We start from the raw sequence: 17,786 nt of genomic DNA, 5'->3' as shown, positions 1-17,786 counted from the left end.
ATCGAGGCAGACACCGCAGCTATGGCCATCGCTCCCATCATTACCGCCCCAGAGGACTTTACCCCGCCCGCCCTGGCCCCATGGGAGCCCCTGCCGATGAAGCGTCCCCTGTTGTTGGTGGGGCACGGTAGCCGCGACACCGATGGCAGGGATCGCCTGCTGGAGTTCGCCGCCGCTTACCAGGCGTTGGATACCTCCCGTCCCGTGATCCCCTGCTTTCTGGAACTGACGGAACCCACCATCCAGGACGGGGTGGATCAATGCGTAGCCCAGGGCTATACCGATATTTCGGTGCTGCCCATTTTGCTGTTTGCCGCCCGCCACAACAAGTTTGACGTCACCAACGAGCTCGACCGTGCCCGCCTGCGCCATCCCCAGGTCACGTTTCACTATGGTCGCCACTTTGGCATCACCCCCGAAATTATTCGCCTCTGGCAAGATCGCCTAGAGGAACTGGATACCCCCGCCTTTAACCCCCAGGGCATTGCCCGCGAAGACACCGTACTGCTGTTTGTGGGACGCGGAGCCAGCGACCCCGACGCCAACGGCGATGTCTATAAACTGGCCCGAATTTTGTGGGAAGGGAGCCGCTACCACACCGTCGAAATCTGCTTCATCGGCATCACCCACCCCCGCCTAGAGGAAGGCTTTCGCCGCGCCCGTCTGTACCAGCCCAAGCGCATCATTGTATTGCCCTATTTCCTGTTTACCGGGGTGCTGGTGAAAAAGATCGTCGATATCACCCAGCAAGAACAGGCCCAACATCCCGATATCACCGTCACCTACCTGCCTGAAATGGGGAGCCACCCCCGGCTGATGCAAATTTTGCGAGAGCGCGAAATTGAAACCCAGCTCGGCCAAGTGCAGATGAACTGCGAAATGTGCAAATTTCGCCTCGCCGCTGTGGGGGCGGGTGCCAGCCACGGCCACGATCACGGTCACGGTCATGATCACAGCCATAGCCACGATCATGGTCACGCCCACGGCCATGGCCACGATCACGGCCATCACCACCATGGCGAACCCGTAGATCTCTTCCCTCAGCCAGAGGATTATCACCAGCGGGCATGGCAAGTTCCCTAGACTCAGCCATTGCAGCCTTGCCGATGGGAGAGGTTTCCTCTTGTCTATCTGCCTGGCGGAGGGTTGAGGTCTTCTAAATTCACCGGAGTTTGGGTTACGCCAAACAGGCAAGGGGAAAGCTATCCGCTTCCAGGTGCGCCGCTAGCTCTCACCCTGAGGGAGAAGGGCTAGGGGTGTAGCTTGCTTCTCGCCAGAGTGAAGTGATAATAGGCTTTCGGAATTCTCAAGATCAATAGGGGCAACGGTACCGAGAATTTCGGGCGAGTTAGGTTCGGCTATCGTGCCACCTAATCTACAAGAAATAAAGGCTTTTCAGCGTTGCATCAATCAGGTTTCTGGCTGATAGAGATGCTCAATCGCCTCCCATAATGCCCTCAGACGAACGGGCTTACGCAGGTATTCATTAGCACCCGCCGCAAGGCATTTTTCCCGATCTTCCTCCATCACGAGTGCCGTTAACGCGATAATCGGCAGGTGCTGAAACTCAGGGTTAGCACGGATGGTAGTAATGGCGTCAATGCCGTTTAGCTTGGGCATCTGAATATCCATAATTACTACGTCAGGGTTTGCGGTATTCACCAATTGAATAGCTTCTTCTCCAGTGTTCGCAATTAATAGGCGATATCCCTTAGCCTCCAGGTAATTCTTCATCGTAAGAACGTTGGTTGGGTTATCTTCAGCAATCAAAATTCGGGGTAATTTCCGGGAAGGTCGATTCTCCACCATAGTCTTGGATTGCATCTGAACCTCAGAAGGCAAAGGGACAAGGTCTTGGGAGGGAGATGTAATGGGAAGATCAACCATAAAGCAACTGCCGATTCCGACTTCACTAGTCACAGACACCTTGCCCCCGTGGAGATCCACAATTTTCTTCACGAGCACCAAGCCTAGTCCTGTACCTTCATGTTGACGACTAAGGGTACTGTCAATTTGTACAAAGGGCTGAAAGAGTCGCGCCATATCTTCAGCAGAGATGCCAATGCCCGTATCCTTCACGGCAAGGCGAAGTTGACTAGAATCCTGATCCTCACTGGTAGCAGGATAAATCACCTCTAGGATAACTTGGCCATGGTCAGGGGTGAACTTCACGGCATTATTGAGAAGGTTTAATAATACCTGACGGATTCGACCTTCATCGACGTAAATTTTAGGCAGGTGAAAAGGAAGAGTAACCTTAAGCTGAATTTGTTTTTTCTGAGCCTGGGAATCTACTAGGGCCAAGCTAGAGTCGCAGAGAGCATGAACCGCCACAGGCTGTAGGTCTAGCTCGATTTTCCCCGCTTCAATCTTGGCCATATCAAGAATATCGTTAATCAGTGAGAGTAGATGATCGCCACTTTTTTCGATAATTCTAATGGCCTGCTCTTGCCGTGAGTTGATGTCGCCAAAAACATTCTCTTGAAGACTTTCTGCCATACCTAAAATAGCGTTGAGGGGTGTCCGTAGTTCATGACTCATCATGGCCAAAAACTCATCCTTGAGGCGATTAGCTTTAATGAGCGCTTGGTTGAGTTCCTGCTGTTTTAAGTCCGCAATTTTTCGTTCTGTTGTATCGTAACCAAAACCCATGAAGGCCACGACCTCCCCCTGCTCATTTACCTGAGGGAAAGCACTGCTAGTATGCCAGCGCCAAGAGCCATCCTTATGCTTCACACGATATTCTAAGCCTCGTTTCCTCTCACCGCTAATGACAGCATTGAAAAACTGCTGACAGTGATCGGCATCATCGGGATGTAAGACTTCTACAAAAGGAAGTCCTTGTAATTCCTCTGGGTAAAACCCAAGAATGTCTTCCACGTTGGGAGACAGATAGATAAAATATCCTTCTGGATTAATACTATAGATAATATCATTGGCTGTTTCGATAAAGCTGCGATATTTAGCTTCGCTAGCTTCTAAGGCCGATAGTGCCTTCTTTCGTTCAGTGATATCTTCAACTAAGCCATCAACCGCAACTAAATTACCAGATTGATCCCAAACTCCATGTTGTAAAACGCTAACTGTTTTTGGTACTCCATCCGGTCGAGTAAAGGAGAGCTCTAACTGAAGATCACTACGGCGAGCAATCATCCTAGCTAATTCAATTTCGGCTATTTTGAGACTTTCAGGATGCCAATGAATAGCAGTTATCCAAGATTCTCCAATAATGTCATCAGGACTAATACCAAAAATATGACTAATACCATTACTCACATAGGTGATGATGGAGTCTGTGTGACTAAACACGACAAACTTATCTCCGATATCATCCAGAAGCCTCTGAAATTTAGAACGACTAGCCTCTAACTCTGCCGTACGCTTGTTGACTTTCTCCTCTAAATGTTGATTAGCCTTTGAAAGCTCGTTGTGAACTTGCTTTAATTCTTCCTCATAGCGTTTGGTTTTAGTAATATCTGTTAAAACGCCCTCCCATACAGTTGTGCCATCGGGTAGATCGCGAGGGATAGACTCAGCCGTAATCCAGCGAATTTCATCATCCAAGACTACTCGGGTTTCACCATAGAAAGGTCTCTTTTGGGCAAATGCTTCTGCATTGAGGGCGACCCAAGCCTCGTAGTCCTCTGGATGAACGCAGGCAAACCCCTTGAGCGGATCAGACTCGGCTTCTTGACGCTCTAATCCCGTGAGTTGAAGGAACCGCTCACTCATAAAGGAAAAGTACGCTAAAGGTTGATCGGGCTGCTTTACCATGGTGTACGTCCCTACCGGGATCGCCTCAGTAATGGCTAGAGCCGTTTTAGCTAATGCTTCACGAGCTTGATCTAGTTCTGACTCAACGGTTTTAAGTTCCGTCAAGTCCTGCATCGTCACGATTACTTGATCATCAGAGATGATCGCACCAAATAGAATTTCTAATTCTTCACTACGTTTATTCGTGACCTTGCATTGCAGATACTCTACTTTACCAGTAGTTTGTTGTCGATCAATTAGATCATGCCATTTCACAAATACCTCATGGCGATACTGTGAATCAGGATAAGCTTGTTCAAACCATTTAGATACGGTAGAAATTTCGCTTTGATTGAAGGAAAACAGTTCTTGAAATCGCTTATTCATAAACGTGATCGTAGGATCAGGTTCTAAGTCAAGGTAACTGGCAATGGCAATGGGAGCATTTTCAAGAATTTTAAGATATTCGTCTTGAACGAGATTTAGCTGCCTCTCCTGATCTTTAAAGTCTGTAATATCAACAAAAGATATTAAGGCAAGGTCGTAGATAGGAGCAAGGCTAATCAAGACATTTTTGGCATAACCATCCTGGCAAAGAACCTTAAATTCTTTGGGTTCAACCTGCTTCTGAGTCTGCTGCATGTGATGAACCATGGCTGACCACTGGCTTTGCAGTTGCTGACAATGATCGGGCTCATGATGAGCTGGGGAAATCCACTCCGCTAAGGGCGGGAGATCACGGATAGTATAGCCGAAGAGATCCGTAAATCTTCGGTTAAGGTGCAGCATTCTCCCTTCGGGAAAAATCTGATAAAGACCCGTCGCAATGGGCAGAGCATCAAAAATCCGCTGGAGGATTGACTGATTCGAAGGCAGTTCTTCTAACCAACGGCTTTCAAGGCTCTGAAGCTCTGCTGTAGTGGGGTCTGACATCGTTGACCTTTGAACTAAGATTTCAGCTTTGAGTAACTTTGGGGTAGTTATACAGGCATTTTGATTGAAAAAATACCTGTTTGAGATGCAGCTAAGGATTGTATCTTTATTGTACCTATTGAGACATATAGGCTGGGCAGACTGAGTCCGTTATTCTACGAGTTTAGAACCACGGACTAGGCAAGTTTCGTGAACTGAGGTATTCTTGTACTAAACAAAATCTGTTATGACGACACCCCATCCCCTCGGTTCGGTCATTCAAGGCTCCCTTAGTCAAGGGCTTGAAATCCGCCTGCATCCTGATATTTCGGTGGAGGAGATGCGGGTGGGTAAGTTTTTGGTGGTGCGGGGACGGCGATCTCAGTTCTTTTGTATGCTGACCGACGTGGCCTTGGGGACAGGAAGTCAGCGAATCTTGGCCCATCCCCCAGAACCGGAAAATCTCTTTTTGCAGGAGGTGTTGGCGGGTACGGGTACCTACGGAACCTTGAGCTTAATTCCTATGCTGATGTTTACGGAGGACACACGAACTAGGGAACAGGGATCAGGAAGCAGAGGCCGAAATAATGCTGTCCAGGATGGCGGGGGCAGCTATGTGGCGCAGAGCAGTGCAGAGGTCGATCTGCTCCCGGTGAAGACCATTCCAGCCCACTTTAGCCAGGTCTACGAAGCCAGCAAGCGGGATTTTCGGATCATTTTTGGTTGGGAGGATGATCCCCATCGGCGTAATTTTGCCATTGGTCAGCCGATTGATATGGAGGTGCCTGTTTGTTTAGATTTAGATCGATTTGTGGAGCGCAGCAACGGTATTTTTGGTAAATCGGGTACTGGAAAGTCCTTTCTGACCAGGCTGCTCTTAGCGGGTACCATCCAGCGGGGAGCGGCGGTTAACCTCATTTTTGACATGCACTCAGAATACGGTTGGGAGGCCGTTAGCGAGGGCAAGCACTTTAGTACAGTCAAAGGGCTACGACAACTGTTTCCTGGACAAGTGCAAATCTTTACCCTCGATCCAGACTCTACCCAGCGCCGAGGAGTAAACGATGCCCAGGAATTATTTATCGGCTTTGACCAAATTGATGTAGAAGATTTAGCCTTGGTGCGAGGAGAACTCAACCTTTCTGAGGCGAGTTTAGAAAACGCGATTATCCTCCGTAACGAGTTTGGCAAGTCTTGGATTAACCGTCTATTGATGATGACGAATGAGGAAATCCAGGAGTTTTGCGAAACCAAAATGGGCAGCAAGTCTTCCATTATGGCCCTGCAACGAAAACTAACTCGTCTAGCAGATTTGAAGTATTTACGAAATACCAGCACAACGAATTATGTCAACAAGATTCTGGCCGCATTAGACGAAGGGCAGCATGTCGTTGTAGAATTTGGCTCCCAGTCTACAATGCTGGCCTATATGCTGGCGACTAATGTGATTGCGCGGCGAATCCATGCCAGCTATGTCCATAAGGCCGACCGATTTTTGCAGACCAAAAACCCGGTAGATCGTCCTCGTCAACTGATGATTACCATCGAAGAAGCCCATCGTTTCCTCGACCCTGCCACCGCCAAACAAACCATTTTTGGCACCATTGCGCGGGAGATGCGGAAGTACTTTGTTACCCTATTAGTGGTGGATCAGCGGCCCTCCGGCATTGACAACGAAGTGATGTCCCAAATTGGCACCCGCATCACTGCCCTGCTCAACGACGAAAAGGACATTGACGCTATCTTTACCGGGGTTTCTGGCGGTCAAAATTTGCGCTCTGTTCTCGCTAAGTTGGACTCTAAACAACAGGCGCTGATCCTTGGCCATGCGGTGCCCATGCCCGTCGTGGTTCGTACCCGTCCCTACGACAGCACCTTTTATGCCCAAGTGGGGCAAACCGCCTGGGAAGACTTACCCGATGATTTAGTGCTGCCTGCTGCCGCCCAAGCCAGGGCCGATTTGGGACTGTAAAGCCTTTCCCTGATGGGAGAGGGGTCGGGGGCGAGAGCTGGAGAACTCAAAGCGTGGACTTGAGATTTGCTGCGCTCTTACTGGGGCAAGGCTTGGACAGCATGGGTGGCCAAAATTTTGGCCAAACCGGGTACCGCTGCCTCCACATCGCCCTTTACGGACTGGCGCAGCCGTTGGTAGGTGGTTTTGATCAGGCCATTGCTGCTGTTGGCAATGCGGGCATCAGTGACGCTGAGCAGACTATCGGCGGTACGGGTGCTTTGTTCCTGGAGGTAGGCGGCAGGGTCTCCGGTGGATACCCCCTCACTCCAGAGGGGATCCAATGCGGTCAAAACCGATGGCAACAATCGCTCGACGGCCCCCGGTACATAGTCTGGCCCGATTCCCTTCACCACCCCATAGGCCGCCTTGAGGGCCATGCCACCCAGACCTCCCTTGCTGGAGACCTGGGTATCAATCAAGTCAGCACAGGCGTGGATCAGGCTGATGCGGGTAGCGTCGTTCTGTAGCAAATTGGGCAGGCCCATGGCGATACTCCGTGATGGTAAAACTCTCGTCCCCATTGTTCCGGTTAAGGCCGGACGTTTGGGTAAATTCTTCGGTAAATTCCAGCAGCAATTTAAGAATGCTGTGTAGAACCATGGCTATGGACAGCCCAGGATAGGGGGACTAGGGAGACTTGGGGGACTTGGCATCAGGGGCTAGGGTCGTCTCTTTGAGGATGGTGAAGCCCCCCCACAGCACCAGCAGAGTAATTGCCAGCCCAATGACTAAGTCGGGCCAAGGGGATTGCCACCAAGCCACCAGCCCCGCTGCGAGGATAACCCCCAGGTTGGCCAACACATCGTTGCGCGAGAAGATCCAGCTGGCCCGCATGTGAATTTCCCCTTGGCGGTGACGGGCAATCAGCACCAGGCAAACCACATTGGCCACCAAGGCCACTGCCCCCGCAACCGCCATCAGCACCGACTGAGGATCGCTGCCCACCCAAAATCGACGCAGAACATCCCCTAGCACCACCGCTGCGAGGGCGATCTGGAAATAGCCGCTCAGCCTTGCTGCCCGCCGTTTGTGGCTCTGGTTCCGCCCCACCGCATAGAGTGAAATGCCGTAGACGGTGGCATCGGCTAGCATATCCAGCGCATCCGCAGTTAGGGCGGTGGATTGTGCCCACCAGCCCACCAGGCCCTCGGCTACAAACATGGTGGCGTTAATCAGCAACAGCCACACCAGCACCCGTCGCTGGGCAGCGGTTTGCGCCTCCACGTGACATCCACAGTCGGCCATTGCTTGCTTTCCTCATAGTGTCTAGAGCGTATCTAGATTCAGCATTGGATTCGCGGATCCATGGACGCATGAGGGTACGGTGCAGCGCTGGATTTCCCCCCAAAGCTTTCCCGATTCGCCCCCATGCAACCTGGAGGTCGCCTTAAAGTAACCCCTAAAGTAATCCCTAAAGTAACCCTTGTAGATCTACTGTAAAAACCTCCCCGGCCACCTCCACCCGGTCGCCGTTAACCAACTTACGGCCCCGGCGGATCTCCACCTCGCCGTTGACCTGGACTTCTCCCCCCTGCACCATGACCTTGGCTTGGCCACCACTGGCTACCACCTGCATTTGCTTGAGGAACTGATCGAGCTTGATGTGGTCAAAGGAAGACATAGGCTGATGGGGAATCACGAACAATCGCTAAGTCTACAAAGTTATCCGCATTCTCGCGGCAATGGGCTCAGCACGATGCTGCTGATCATGGCAGATTCCAATGGGCTAGGGCACAATAGCAACAGAAAGTCTTTATCTCTAGACCTCCAGCCGCCCTTTACACTCATGGTAGGGTCAACATAGTCATTGGGCAGAGGAGTACGATGCTAACCGATCACCAACTCCTGCAAGAGCTTCAGCAGAAGCAGCAACAACTAGAGTCCTTTCGGTCGGCTTCCGGTGAAGTCCTTCAGTCTCTGCTCGATCAGTACGATTGGGGGCTGGTTTCTGGGGCGGGCCACAACGGTCTCCCGCTCGTCACCCTACGGCTGAATCACCGCATTTCTTTGGATGACCCCGCCCTGCTAGATTTGGCCGAACAGGCCGAACAAACCTGGGGGCCAGTAGATTTCGCCCTGTTTTCTGGAGAAACCAACGAGCCGCTGCGGGTGCTTAGCCAAACCCTGCTTGATCAGCGCTGGCGTTGGCGACAGTCTCCCTCCTAGTCATCAGTCTCCCTAAACTCCCTCCTAGTCACCCTCTTTTTTCTAGGGCAATGGCCTAACAACGACGGCTTCCGGCTCCGGCATAGGCAGCGGACAGGTGAACGCCATGGGAGCTTGGGTGCGGGGATGGGCCAAGGTGAGGTGATGGGCCTGGAGCCAGTAGCCCAAATCCCCAGGGACGGGAATTCTCTGGTCGGGAACGCTACGGATTTTTGGGTGTCCGCCTACGCCGTAGAGGGGATCGCCCAAGAGCGGATAGCCCGCCGCCGCTAGGTGAATGCGGATTTGGTGGGGGCGTCCCGTGCGGATTGTGACCTCAACCAGGTTGGCGGTGGGAGATCGCTGAATCACCTGGCCATGGCTGAGGGCAAAGCGTCCATCGGGGCTAGCGGCATAGACTTGGCCCAGCCAGGGATGATCCACCGGGCCGATGGGGGTGGTCAGGGTGAAGCGATTCGGCAAGTCTCCGGGTTCCGCTAGGGCACGATAGGTTTTGACAATGTGGTGGGGTGCTTGGGGATCCTCGGCAGTGGCGGTGTCCTGCCGTAGTTGTTGGCTTAGCACCGACCGAGCCAGGGGCGACCGGGCCAGCAGCATCAGCCCAGACGTTCCCCGCCCCAAACGATGAACCGGGTAGGGCGTCTCATCGGGATAGCGGTGGCGCAGTTGATGCAGCAGGGTATGGGTGAGAAATGGCCCACCGGGCAGCACGGGCAACCCGGCGGGTTTTACAATGACCAGCAGGTCGGCATCTTCGTAGATTACGTCGAAATCCAGCGGCACCGAGGGCTCCACCCAGGGAGGGCGGTGGTACTCCAGGTGATCCCCAGGAGCCAGTACCGCATCCCGTTGAAGAGCCTGCCCATTGCGGTAAAGCTGCCCCGCCGCCAACCGTTGTGCCCATTCCTCCCGGCTGGAATGGCGATAGCGGTCGGCATAGTAGGCCACAACGGAAACCCCAGCCTGGGCCACCGTAATTCGGTCTCGGTATGTCCAGCCTTGGTTTAGGCCGGATTGGGTGCCGTGGGTGATCATGGCCATCGATCTTGACCTAGGTTTGACATCTTCTAGGTTAGATTAGACAGCTCAGATCCTTAGTTTTTTGGCTAAATAGCAGGTTTTCCCGATAGTCCACCGGACAGTCGATCACGGCGGGGACATTGTCTTCCAGGGCCATCTTCAGGGTGGGAATCAGGTCTTCGGTGGATTCCACCCGATAGCCCTTCAGCCCCATGCTTTCCGCCAGCTTGACGAAATCAGGGTTGCTGAAGTGGATATAGGCTGACTCGCCATAGTAGTTCATCTGCTTCCACTCGATCAGGCCGTAGCCGCCGTCGTTGAAGATGATGGTGACAAAGGCGGTGCCAATCCGCAGGGCCGTTTCCAGTTCTTGGCAGTTCATCATAAAACCGCCGTCCCCCGTCACCGCCACCACCTTGCGGTTGGGATGCACCAGCTTGGCCGCCAGCCCACCGGGAATAGCGATGCCCATGGCCGCGAACCCGTTGGAAATCAGGCAGGTGTTGGGCCGCAGGCAGTGGTAGTTGCGGGCCATCCACATTTTGTGGGCACCCACATCGGAGATCACGATGTCGTCGGGGCCGAGGACTTGGCGCAGGTCGTAGATCAGCTTTTGGGGCTTGACCGGAAAGCCGTAGTCGTCGGCGTACTGCTCGTAATCGGCCCGGATTTCGTCGCGGACTTTGAGGGCCGCAGGTTCAGGATGATCCTGCCGCTTCACCCGCTGCAAAATTTCGTGCAGAGAATCAGAAATATCGCCAATCACCTCCACCTTGGGGATGTAGCTGCTGTCTACCTCGGCGTGGGTGAGGTTGATGTGCAGAATCGGCAGCTTGCCATCGGGGTTCCAGCGTTTGGGGGAATATTCCACCAGGTCGTAGCCCACGGCGATGATTAAGTCCGCCGCTTCCATGGCGCAGGCGATAAAGTCCCGCTGTTGGAGACCAAAGGTCCACAGGGCCAGGGGATGGGTGTAGGGAATCACGCCCTTGCCCATGAAGGTGTTGGCCACAGGAATATTGAGCTGGGTGGCAAACTCCGTCAGGGCTTCGCTGGAGCGAGACCGGATCGCCCCATTGCCCACCAAAATCATCGGGTTGCTGGCCTGGGAAATCGCCACCGCCGCCTGCTGAATGCTCTGGAGGGAGGCGTAGGTTTTCTCTTGGCTGTCCTTCCGCAGAGGCAAGCCTTCCACATCCATTTCGGCGATGTTTTCCGGTAGGTCAATGTGGACGGCACCGGGCTTTTCGGTCTGGGCCAGTTTGAAAGCTTTGCGGACGATCTCCGGCGTGTTGCTGGGCCGCACAATTTGGGCGTTCCACTTCGTCACCGGGGCAAACATCGCCACGAGGTCGAGGTACTGGTGCGACTCAATGTGCATCCGGTCAGTACCCACCTGGCCCGTAATCGCCACCAGCGGAGCCCGATCCAGCGTGGCATCGGCCACCCCGGTCATCAGGTTCGTCGCCCCAGGCCCCAGGGTAGACAGGCACACCCCCGCCTTCCCGGTCAGCCGTCCGTAGACATCGGCCATAAACGCTGCCCCCTGCTCGTGGCGGGTGGTAATGAACTGAATCGACGACCGCCGCAGGGCTTGCAAAAGCTGGAGATTTTCCTCCCCCGGCAGGCCAAAAATGTACTCCACACCCTCATTTTCCAAACACTGAACCAACAATTCCGCAGTATTCATAGCCCCTCATGTTTTGTTTTCGGACAATTGCGCTGATTTCGGAAGCCCTCACCCCCCGCCCCTCTCCCAGGGGGGAGAGGGGGGCCGATCCATCCTTCCGGTTCCCTCTCCCACGGGGAGAGGGCTAGGGTGAGGGCCAAACTCACTTCACCCAAACCGTTTTGGTATTGACGAATTCCAGGATGCCCTCCCGCCCCAGTTCACGCCCATAGCCGGATCGTTTGATGCCGCCAAAGGGCAAACGGGGGTCGGATTTGACAAAGCTGTTGATAAACACCGCCCCCGCCTCTAGTTCGTTGATCATCCGCTCCTGCTCGGCAGGAGCCTGGCTCCATCCGCTGGCCCCCAACCCCAAGGGAGTGGAGTTGGCGATCTGGATGGCCTCGTCCAAGCTGGATACCCGAAACACCAGGGCCACGGGGCCAAAGAATTCCTCCTGGTCAGCGGGGGTACCGGGGGGGATTTGGGTCAAAATCGTGGGCGGAAACCAGTTGCCTGTTTGAAACTCGGCGGGTAAGGTGGCTTTCAACGCCGCCACATCGCCGCCAATCAACGCCGTGGCCCCCTGGTCTAGACAAGCGTTCACCTGTTGCTCCAGTTCCTCGCAAATCGAGGGGGTCGCCAATGGCCCCACGGTGACGCCCTCCGCCATCGGGTCGCCCACGGTCAGGGCCGCAAATTTATCCCGCAGGCCCGCTTCAAAGGCATCGGCAATGGCTTCGTGAACCAGGAACCGCTTAGCCGCAATGCAGGACTGGCCATTGTTCAACATCCGGGCGGTGGCAGCGGCGGCAATGGCTTCATCCAAATCGGCGCTGGGCATCACCACAAAGGGATCGGTGCCCCCCAATTCCAGGACGGTCTTTTTAATCTGGCGACCACAGGCCGAGGCGAGACTCGCTCCAGCAGGTTCACTCCCAGTCAAGGCAGCGGCTTTAATCCGGTCATCGGCCACTAAGTCCGCAATCCGAGATGCCCCCATCAGCAAGGTTTGGAACGCCCCGGTGGGGAATCCCGCCTTTTGGAACACCTCCTCAATGGCCAGGGCGCACTGGGGCACATTGGAGGCGTGCTTCAACAGGCCCACATTCCCCGCCATCAAGGCCGGAGCCGCAAAGCGAAACACCTGCCAAAAGGGGAAATTCCACGGCATCACCGCCAAAATGGCCCCCAAGGGCTGATAGCGCACCAGGCTGCGGCTGGCATCGGTGCTGGCGGGCACGTCGGCCAAAAAGTCCTCGGCGTGATCGGCATAGAACCGACAGACCCAGGCGCTTTTTTCCACCTCGGCCACCGCTGAGGCCAATGGCTTACCCATTTCCAGGGTCATCAGCTTGGCGTAAGCCTGCTTGTTTCTTTCCAAGACCGTAGCCGCTGCCTGCATCCATTCGGCCCGCTGGTCAAAGGATGTGTGACGGTAGGTCAAAAACGTTTCCGCCGCCTGGGCCAACTTGGCCTCCAGGTCAGCCTCGCTAATCTCGTCAAAAACTTGAATGGTGACTCCGGTGGTTGGATTAATGCTGGCAATTCCCATACTTCGACCTCTGAAGTAGTGCGTGGTGAAGTCGGCAACCCGGCATGGAACGATTCCCCGACCATCGACGACCCACCGCAGCACATCCAGACCCAACAGACAACAGGGGAAATTCCCCAAGACTTGGCCCCGGCAGCGCCACCGTTGGCGGGTTCTGCCTGGTTCGTTCAATGTTTAGCCGTCAACCTCTCGTGTGTCTTACAAAAAAACGATGCCTGAGAAAATTGTGTCTAAAAACACCGTTTCCTCCTGTCCATCGTAGATCGGGACTTTACCAACTCGTGTTAAGCAATGATGACGAAAATTACAGAGAATTTACGATTTTTCGACCTATTGATATTTTGTATACAACTTCAGATCTATTGCCCTAGCGACCATTGGGCCTGACTGCCTGACAGAAGTGGGTGAAAGGCTTGAAACCTCGTGGTGGGAGGGGAAAAGGTGAGGTGACATGAGACGCTGGAATTTGCGTATTTCAGGGTCTTTGCCATGTCATCCACCACCTGTCTCTATGATCAAGTGCTGTCCTTGCTGCGTCAATATAGCCATCGTCGGGATTTACGGCACCTCAAAGCGCTGGCGTGGATGGTGACGGCGCTGGTGTGCAGTGGTCGGTTGAGCCTGCCGGAGTGGGAGGCCTATGTTCCCAGTCGCGCCCGCCAAGCGCAAAGCACCGAACGACGATGGCAACGGTTTATGAGCAATCACCGGGTGCGGATTAAAAGTCTGTACGTGCCCTTGGCGTTAGCGGCGATTCATCGGTGGAAAGGACGGCGACTCTACCTAGCCCTCGATACGACGGTGCTGTGGAATCGGTATTGCATGATTCACCTGTCCGTGACCTGTTGTGGGCGGGCGGTGCCCCTGCTGTGGCGGGTGTTAGAGCATCCTAGTGCCACGGTCAGTGCCCAACGGTATTTGCCGATGCTGCGCTTAGCCCATCGACTGTTGCAGGCTTATCCCGATGTGATGCTGTTAGCCGACCGAGGGTTTGCCAACCATGACCTGCTGGCGTGGCTCAGCGACAGTCGATGGCACTATGCTTTACGCTTGCCCAGTGATGTGGTGGTGCATGGCCCCCGCCGTCAGCCGATTGAGGTAGGTGTTCTGTGGCCCCCCAAGGGCGAAGTTCGTTTCTATGAGGGCATTGGCCTGTGGGCCGATGGGCGCTGGCGCTGCAACCTGGTTCTGGCTAACGTCAAAGGCGTTAAGGAGCCCTGGGCGGTCATCACCGATGAGCCGCCGACCCTCAATACCCTGTGGCAATATGCCCTCAGGTTCCGAGTTGAGGAACTGTTCCTCGATTCAAAATCCGGGGCCTTTGCCCTCGAATCTTCCGGCATCCGCTCCGCCCAAGCCCTCGAACGTCTCTACCTCGTCGCGGCAGTCGCCATCCTCTATGGCACCACCCAGGGCATGGCCGCTCAACTCGACGGTCTCCGCTCTCAGGTTGACCCTCATTGGACACGGGGCATCAGCTATCTCAAAATCGGCCTCCGCTGGCTTAGAGGGGTGGTCAACAAAGGGCGTCCGTTGCTCAACCCCATCCCCCTATTGACCGTTGACCCAGATCCCTGTTTTGCATCTAAAAAGGCAGAAGCCCGATATTATGACCGCATCTGGTTCTCTAGGATCCAGTCCATGCGCTGTCAGCTACCCCCTTGGGAGGCCGCATAAAGATGTGTCAGGCAGTCAGCCATTGGGCTCTTGGACTAGGGCCTGATTGGTTTCCTGTTCTGTGCCAAAGTTGATCCTAATTGTTCTAGATATTTAGCTGCACCAGGGCACTCTGTCCGTAAAAAATGGGTGGACTAGACTGGCTAGCCCACCCACTCTTAGGGAACGCGTAGACGGTAGACTGGTGCTTACTGAAGTACCAGCTTCACGTTGGCGTTTTGCAGGCCAGGGCGCTTCACCTCAGCCAGGGTTTTGTTGACAGCGTACTTTTGGTTGATGGCGTTGATTAGTTCGGTTTGGTTGTGCTTTTTGGCCACACCCCACAGATCCGCGATCAGATCGAAGGAGCCATCGGCATTGCGAGACCAGCCCAGATCGTATTCACCATCGAGAACGGCGACAAGGTCGGCGCGGACGCGCTGGCCATTGTAACCGCGAACATCAGCCTCGGTTTTGGTAGCAATACCCAAGTCAGAGAGAGACTGCTTGAGGATTTCAGCATCGGTCACTTTGGTGCGAAGGGTGCTGAAGTGAGACATAGGATTTCCTCCTGTAGGGGAATTGAGAGAGACAACAACGAGGTTTTGAGAGGTAACGACACCAGATCGCCTAGGCAGGTTTTCTGGCTACGGACTGCTAGCGAAAAACCGCTAGCCCTTCCCCCAGCCGCAGCCGGGAGGAAAGCTTTTAGAACTCCATCCGCTGATATTCAGCGACGGAGGCTGCTGCCGGACGAGCTCGTTGACGCGCCCAATCGCGCAGGGCGGTCACTTGTTCACTCATGGTTTTTGACAGCGGTAACGTGGCTCGAATGGCGGCAATGATATCGAGCTGAGTGAACTCTCGTCCTTGGGCAAAGGCTTCATACATAGCAGAAATCAAGCCCTGCTCAATTTCTGCGCCCGAAAATCCATCACAGACCTTGGTAAGTTGATCGAGGTCAAAGCGGTCAATGTCGCGCCGCCGCTTTTGCAGATGGATTTGGAAAATATCTTTGCGTTCTTCGGCGTTGGGTAGGTCTACGAAGAAGATTTCATCGAAGCGCCCTTTCCGTAGGAATTCCCCAGGTAAACGCTCCACTCGGTTGGCCGTAGCCATCACAAATACCGGAGAGGTTTTCTCCTGCATCCAGGTTAAGAAAGTGCCAAAGATCCGGCTAGAGGTACCACCATCAGAATCTGAAGAACCACCCGCTCCGGCAAAGGCTTTGTCGATTTCATCGATGAACAAAATCGCGGGAGAAATGGATTCAGCGGTACGCAGAGCGTTGCGTAAATTGGCTTCCGAACGGCCTACGGTGGAGCCATCGTAAACCCGGCCCAAATCCAATCGCAGCAGGGGCAAACCCCAGAGTCGGGAAGTGGTTTTGGCAATTAGGGATTTACCACAACCAGGAACCCCCAAAATCAGCATCCCCTTGGGCTGAGGCAAACCGTATTCCCGCGCCCGTTCGGTGAAGGCATCGGAACGCTGATACAGCCAATGCTTTAGCTCTTCTAAGCCACCCACAGAGTCAATGGTTTCATCCACATCCATAAATTCTAGGATGCCGTTGCGACGGATGAGCTGCTTCTTTTCGGAGAGGACAATTTCCACTTCCTCTGCCGTGAGTTTCTTCGCCATCACCCGCGCTTTGCGGTAGACCTTTTCGGCCTCATCGCGGGTTAATCCTAGGGCCGCTTTAAGCAGCTTTTCTCGGTCTTCGGTGGTGATGCTGCCATTTCTGGCCCGATTTAGTTCGGTAGAAAGCACTTCATCCAGTTCCACCATGTCGGGCATGGGGAAATCTAGAACCACCACTTCTTTTTCCAGTTCGATGGGGACTTCCTGAACCGGAGACATCAGCACGATGGTTTTAGAGGTTCCTTTCAGGGCGATGATGGCATCCCGCAAACAGCGCGTCACCGCTGGAGAGTCCTTGAAGGGATGTAAATCTTTGAAGATGAAGATGCCCGGTTCCCGCTGACGAATCACCCATTCCACAGCAGCTTCGGGAGAAACGGTGTTGTTGTGCTGACTACCAGAGCCAGAGTTACCATACTCCACCATGCCACGGGTCATCGTCCAGGTGTAGAGCTTGAGGGGATTCTTGATATTCTGCTCATGGGCCAAGCGGCGAGCCACGGTGGCGATGGTTTGTTCTGCCCGCTCTTCCTCAAACGTGACCAAGTAGATCAGAGGATATTGGGCTTGTATAAGTACATTTAAATCCTCTTTCATGGCCGATACCTGTTTGAGGGTGAGGGACGCAACAGCTACCCTAGGGGGCAGTTAACGAATCATTAACGACGTCAGCTTTTCTGGTGGAATAATCCGTCTCTTAGAAGTAACCGAATCCGTTTTTTGATTCTGTTTTTAAGACAACACTATTTTCAATTACTTGTTAGTTTTCTTAACCTTAACCTCTTTTTCTTTAAACAGCAGCAGGGTTGCTAGAAGCTAAGCAGCCAAAGCATTAGGCCACTTTTCGAGAGAGTTCCAAACAACAATCCAAGCAAAAAAGAGTTGGCTTTAGCAAACGACTAGTTCGCCTTCACCTCGCTGCCCTGGGGCACCCACCATTTCAGGGAGATCAGCATCGTCGAGGGTTGCGCTGCTGGATGCCGACAAAGCGGCCATGCGAGCTAACTCCACCAGTTCCCCTTCTCGCACGACCACCGCCGTTGAACAACTAGGGCAGTCGTAGACCTGGTGAGAATGTCCGTGGGCTACCTCAAGACCTTCATCCACCAATTCAGAATGGGCGAGGTAGAAATCAAGGGCGCGTTTGGCAATGGAAGACATTGCTTCTCCCTCAACGGCGGAGCGAATCCGCAGTTGACGATGCAGTTCTGGCGGTAGATAGAGGGTAACTTTGGTCGCTTTTTGCTCTTCCATAACGCGCTTTTAGTGAGGTCTAGGTAGGGATGACCCAGGTATGTAGCTACCTTAGCGACGGCCTCCCGATGCTGTCAAGCCAGCTTAACGTTATGACGTCATTTTCTTTACATTTCGTTACACCAATGAAGCCATTTGTGCCC

14 protein-coding genes are annotated in these 17,786 nt (G+C 53.8%); 4 read left to right on the top strand and 10 right to left on the bottom strand.

The window, feature by feature from the left end:
• Positions 1–21: 21 nt before the first annotated feature.
• Positions 22–1,083, top strand: coding sequence for a sirohydrochlorin chelatase (locus GFS31_RS05285; RefSeq protein ID WP_198807198.1), 1,062 nt, complete (start codon positions 22–24; stop codon positions 1,081–1,083).
• A 327-nt stretch (positions 1,084–1,410) separates the two neighbouring features.
• Here the strand turns inward: GFS31_RS05285 and GFS31_RS05280 are convergent, their stop codons facing one another.
• Positions 1,411–4,686, bottom strand: a complete 3,276-nt coding sequence (locus GFS31_RS05280) for a PAS domain S-box protein (RefSeq protein ID WP_198807197.1) — start codon at positions 4,684–4,686, stop codon at positions 1,411–1,413.
• Positions 4,687–4,912: 226 nt separating this feature from the next.
• On the opposite strand from GFS31_RS05280, the gene GFS31_RS05275 reads away from it, so the two are divergent.
• Entirely contained in the window at positions 4,913–6,637 is a 1,725-nt protein-coding gene (locus tag GFS31_RS05275) for a helicase HerA domain-containing protein (protein ID WP_198807196.1), read from the top strand.
• Between the two features lie 77 nt (positions 6,638–6,714).
• On the opposite strand, the gene GFS31_RS05270 is transcribed toward GFS31_RS05275, so the two are convergent.
• From GFS31_RS05270 to GFS31_RS05260, 3 genes are all read right to left on the bottom strand, one after another.
• Entirely contained in the window at positions 6,715–7,164 is a 450-nt protein-coding gene (locus GFS31_RS05270; protein ID WP_198807195.1) for a DUF6918 family protein, read from the bottom strand.
• A 142-nt stretch (positions 7,165–7,306) separates the two neighbouring features.
• The gene (locus tag GFS31_RS05265; RefSeq protein WP_198807194.1) at positions 7,307–7,924 is read right to left on the bottom strand and encodes a cation transporter; all 618 of its coding nucleotides are present in this window, start codon (positions 7,922–7,924) and stop codon (positions 7,307–7,309) included.
• 166 nt (positions 7,925–8,090) lie between these two features.
• Positions 8,091–8,300 carry an RNA-binding S4 domain-containing protein gene (locus GFS31_RS05260; protein WP_198807193.1) on the bottom strand — a complete coding sequence of 70 codons (210 nt, stop codon included), beginning with the start codon at positions 8,298–8,300 and terminating at the stop codon, positions 8,091–8,093.
• 203 nt (positions 8,301–8,503) lie between these two features.
• On the opposite strand from GFS31_RS05260, the gene GFS31_RS05255 reads away from it, so the two are divergent.
• Positions 8,504–8,845, top strand: coding sequence for a hypothetical protein (locus GFS31_RS05255; protein ID WP_198807192.1), 342 nt, complete (start codon positions 8,504–8,506; stop codon positions 8,843–8,845).
• Positions 8,846–8,887: 42 nt separating this feature from the next.
• Here the strand turns inward: GFS31_RS05255 and GFS31_RS05250 are convergent, their stop codons facing one another.
• The 3 genes from GFS31_RS05250 to GFS31_RS05240 all read right to left on the bottom strand — a co-directional run bounded on the left by GFS31_RS05250 (position 8,888) and on the right by GFS31_RS05240 (position 13,089).
• Complete coding sequence (locus GFS31_RS05250) at positions 8,888–9,886, bottom strand: pseudouridine synthase (protein ID WP_225907574.1); 999 nt, start codon at positions 9,884–9,886, stop codon at positions 8,888–8,890.
• Between the two features lie 31 nt (positions 9,887–9,917).
• Positions 9,918–11,555 carry an acetolactate synthase large subunit gene (locus GFS31_RS05245; protein WP_198807191.1) on the bottom strand — a complete coding sequence of 546 codons (1,638 nt, stop codon included), beginning with the start codon at positions 11,553–11,555 and terminating at the stop codon, positions 9,918–9,920.
• Between the two features lie 142 nt (positions 11,556–11,697).
• A complete protein-coding gene (locus GFS31_RS05240; RefSeq protein ID WP_198807190.1) occupies positions 11,698–13,089 on the bottom strand; it encodes an NAD-dependent succinate-semialdehyde dehydrogenase in 1,392 nt (463 codons plus the stop codon).
• A gap of 489 nt (positions 13,090–13,578) precedes the next feature.
• Here GFS31_RS05240 and GFS31_RS05235 point away from each other — a divergent pair, with 489 nt between their 5' ends.
• Positions 13,579–14,766, top strand: coding sequence for a transposase (locus GFS31_RS05235; RefSeq protein ID WP_198804897.1), 1,188 nt, complete (start codon positions 13,579–13,581; stop codon positions 14,764–14,766).
• A 188-nt stretch (positions 14,767–14,954) separates the two neighbouring features.
• On the opposite strand, the gene GFS31_RS05230 is transcribed toward GFS31_RS05235, so the two are convergent.
• From GFS31_RS05230 to GFS31_RS05220, 3 genes are all read right to left on the bottom strand, one after another.
• Entirely contained in the window at positions 14,955–15,305 is a 351-nt protein-coding gene (locus tag GFS31_RS05230) for a DUF1257 domain-containing protein (protein ID WP_190492423.1), read from the bottom strand.
• Between the two features lie 148 nt (positions 15,306–15,453).
• Entirely contained in the window at positions 15,454–16,986 is a 1,533-nt protein-coding gene (locus GFS31_RS05225; protein WP_198807189.1) for an AAA family ATPase, read from the bottom strand.
• Between the two features lie 291 nt (positions 16,987–17,277).
• The gene (locus tag GFS31_RS05220) at positions 17,278–17,643 is read right to left on the bottom strand and encodes a hypothetical protein (RefSeq protein WP_198807188.1); all 366 of its coding nucleotides are present in this window, start codon (positions 17,641–17,643) and stop codon (positions 17,278–17,280) included.
• Positions 17,644–17,786 lie beyond the last annotated feature (143 nt).

Source organism: Leptolyngbya sp. BL0902, from assembly GCF_016403105.1.
In the GTDB taxonomy this organism is placed as follows: domain Bacteria; phylum Cyanobacteriota; class Cyanobacteriia; order Phormidesmidales; family Phormidesmidaceae; genus Nodosilinea.
The sequence above is the reverse complement of the archived record's forward strand: the minus strand, read 5'-3'. Positions and strand labels throughout refer to the sequence as shown.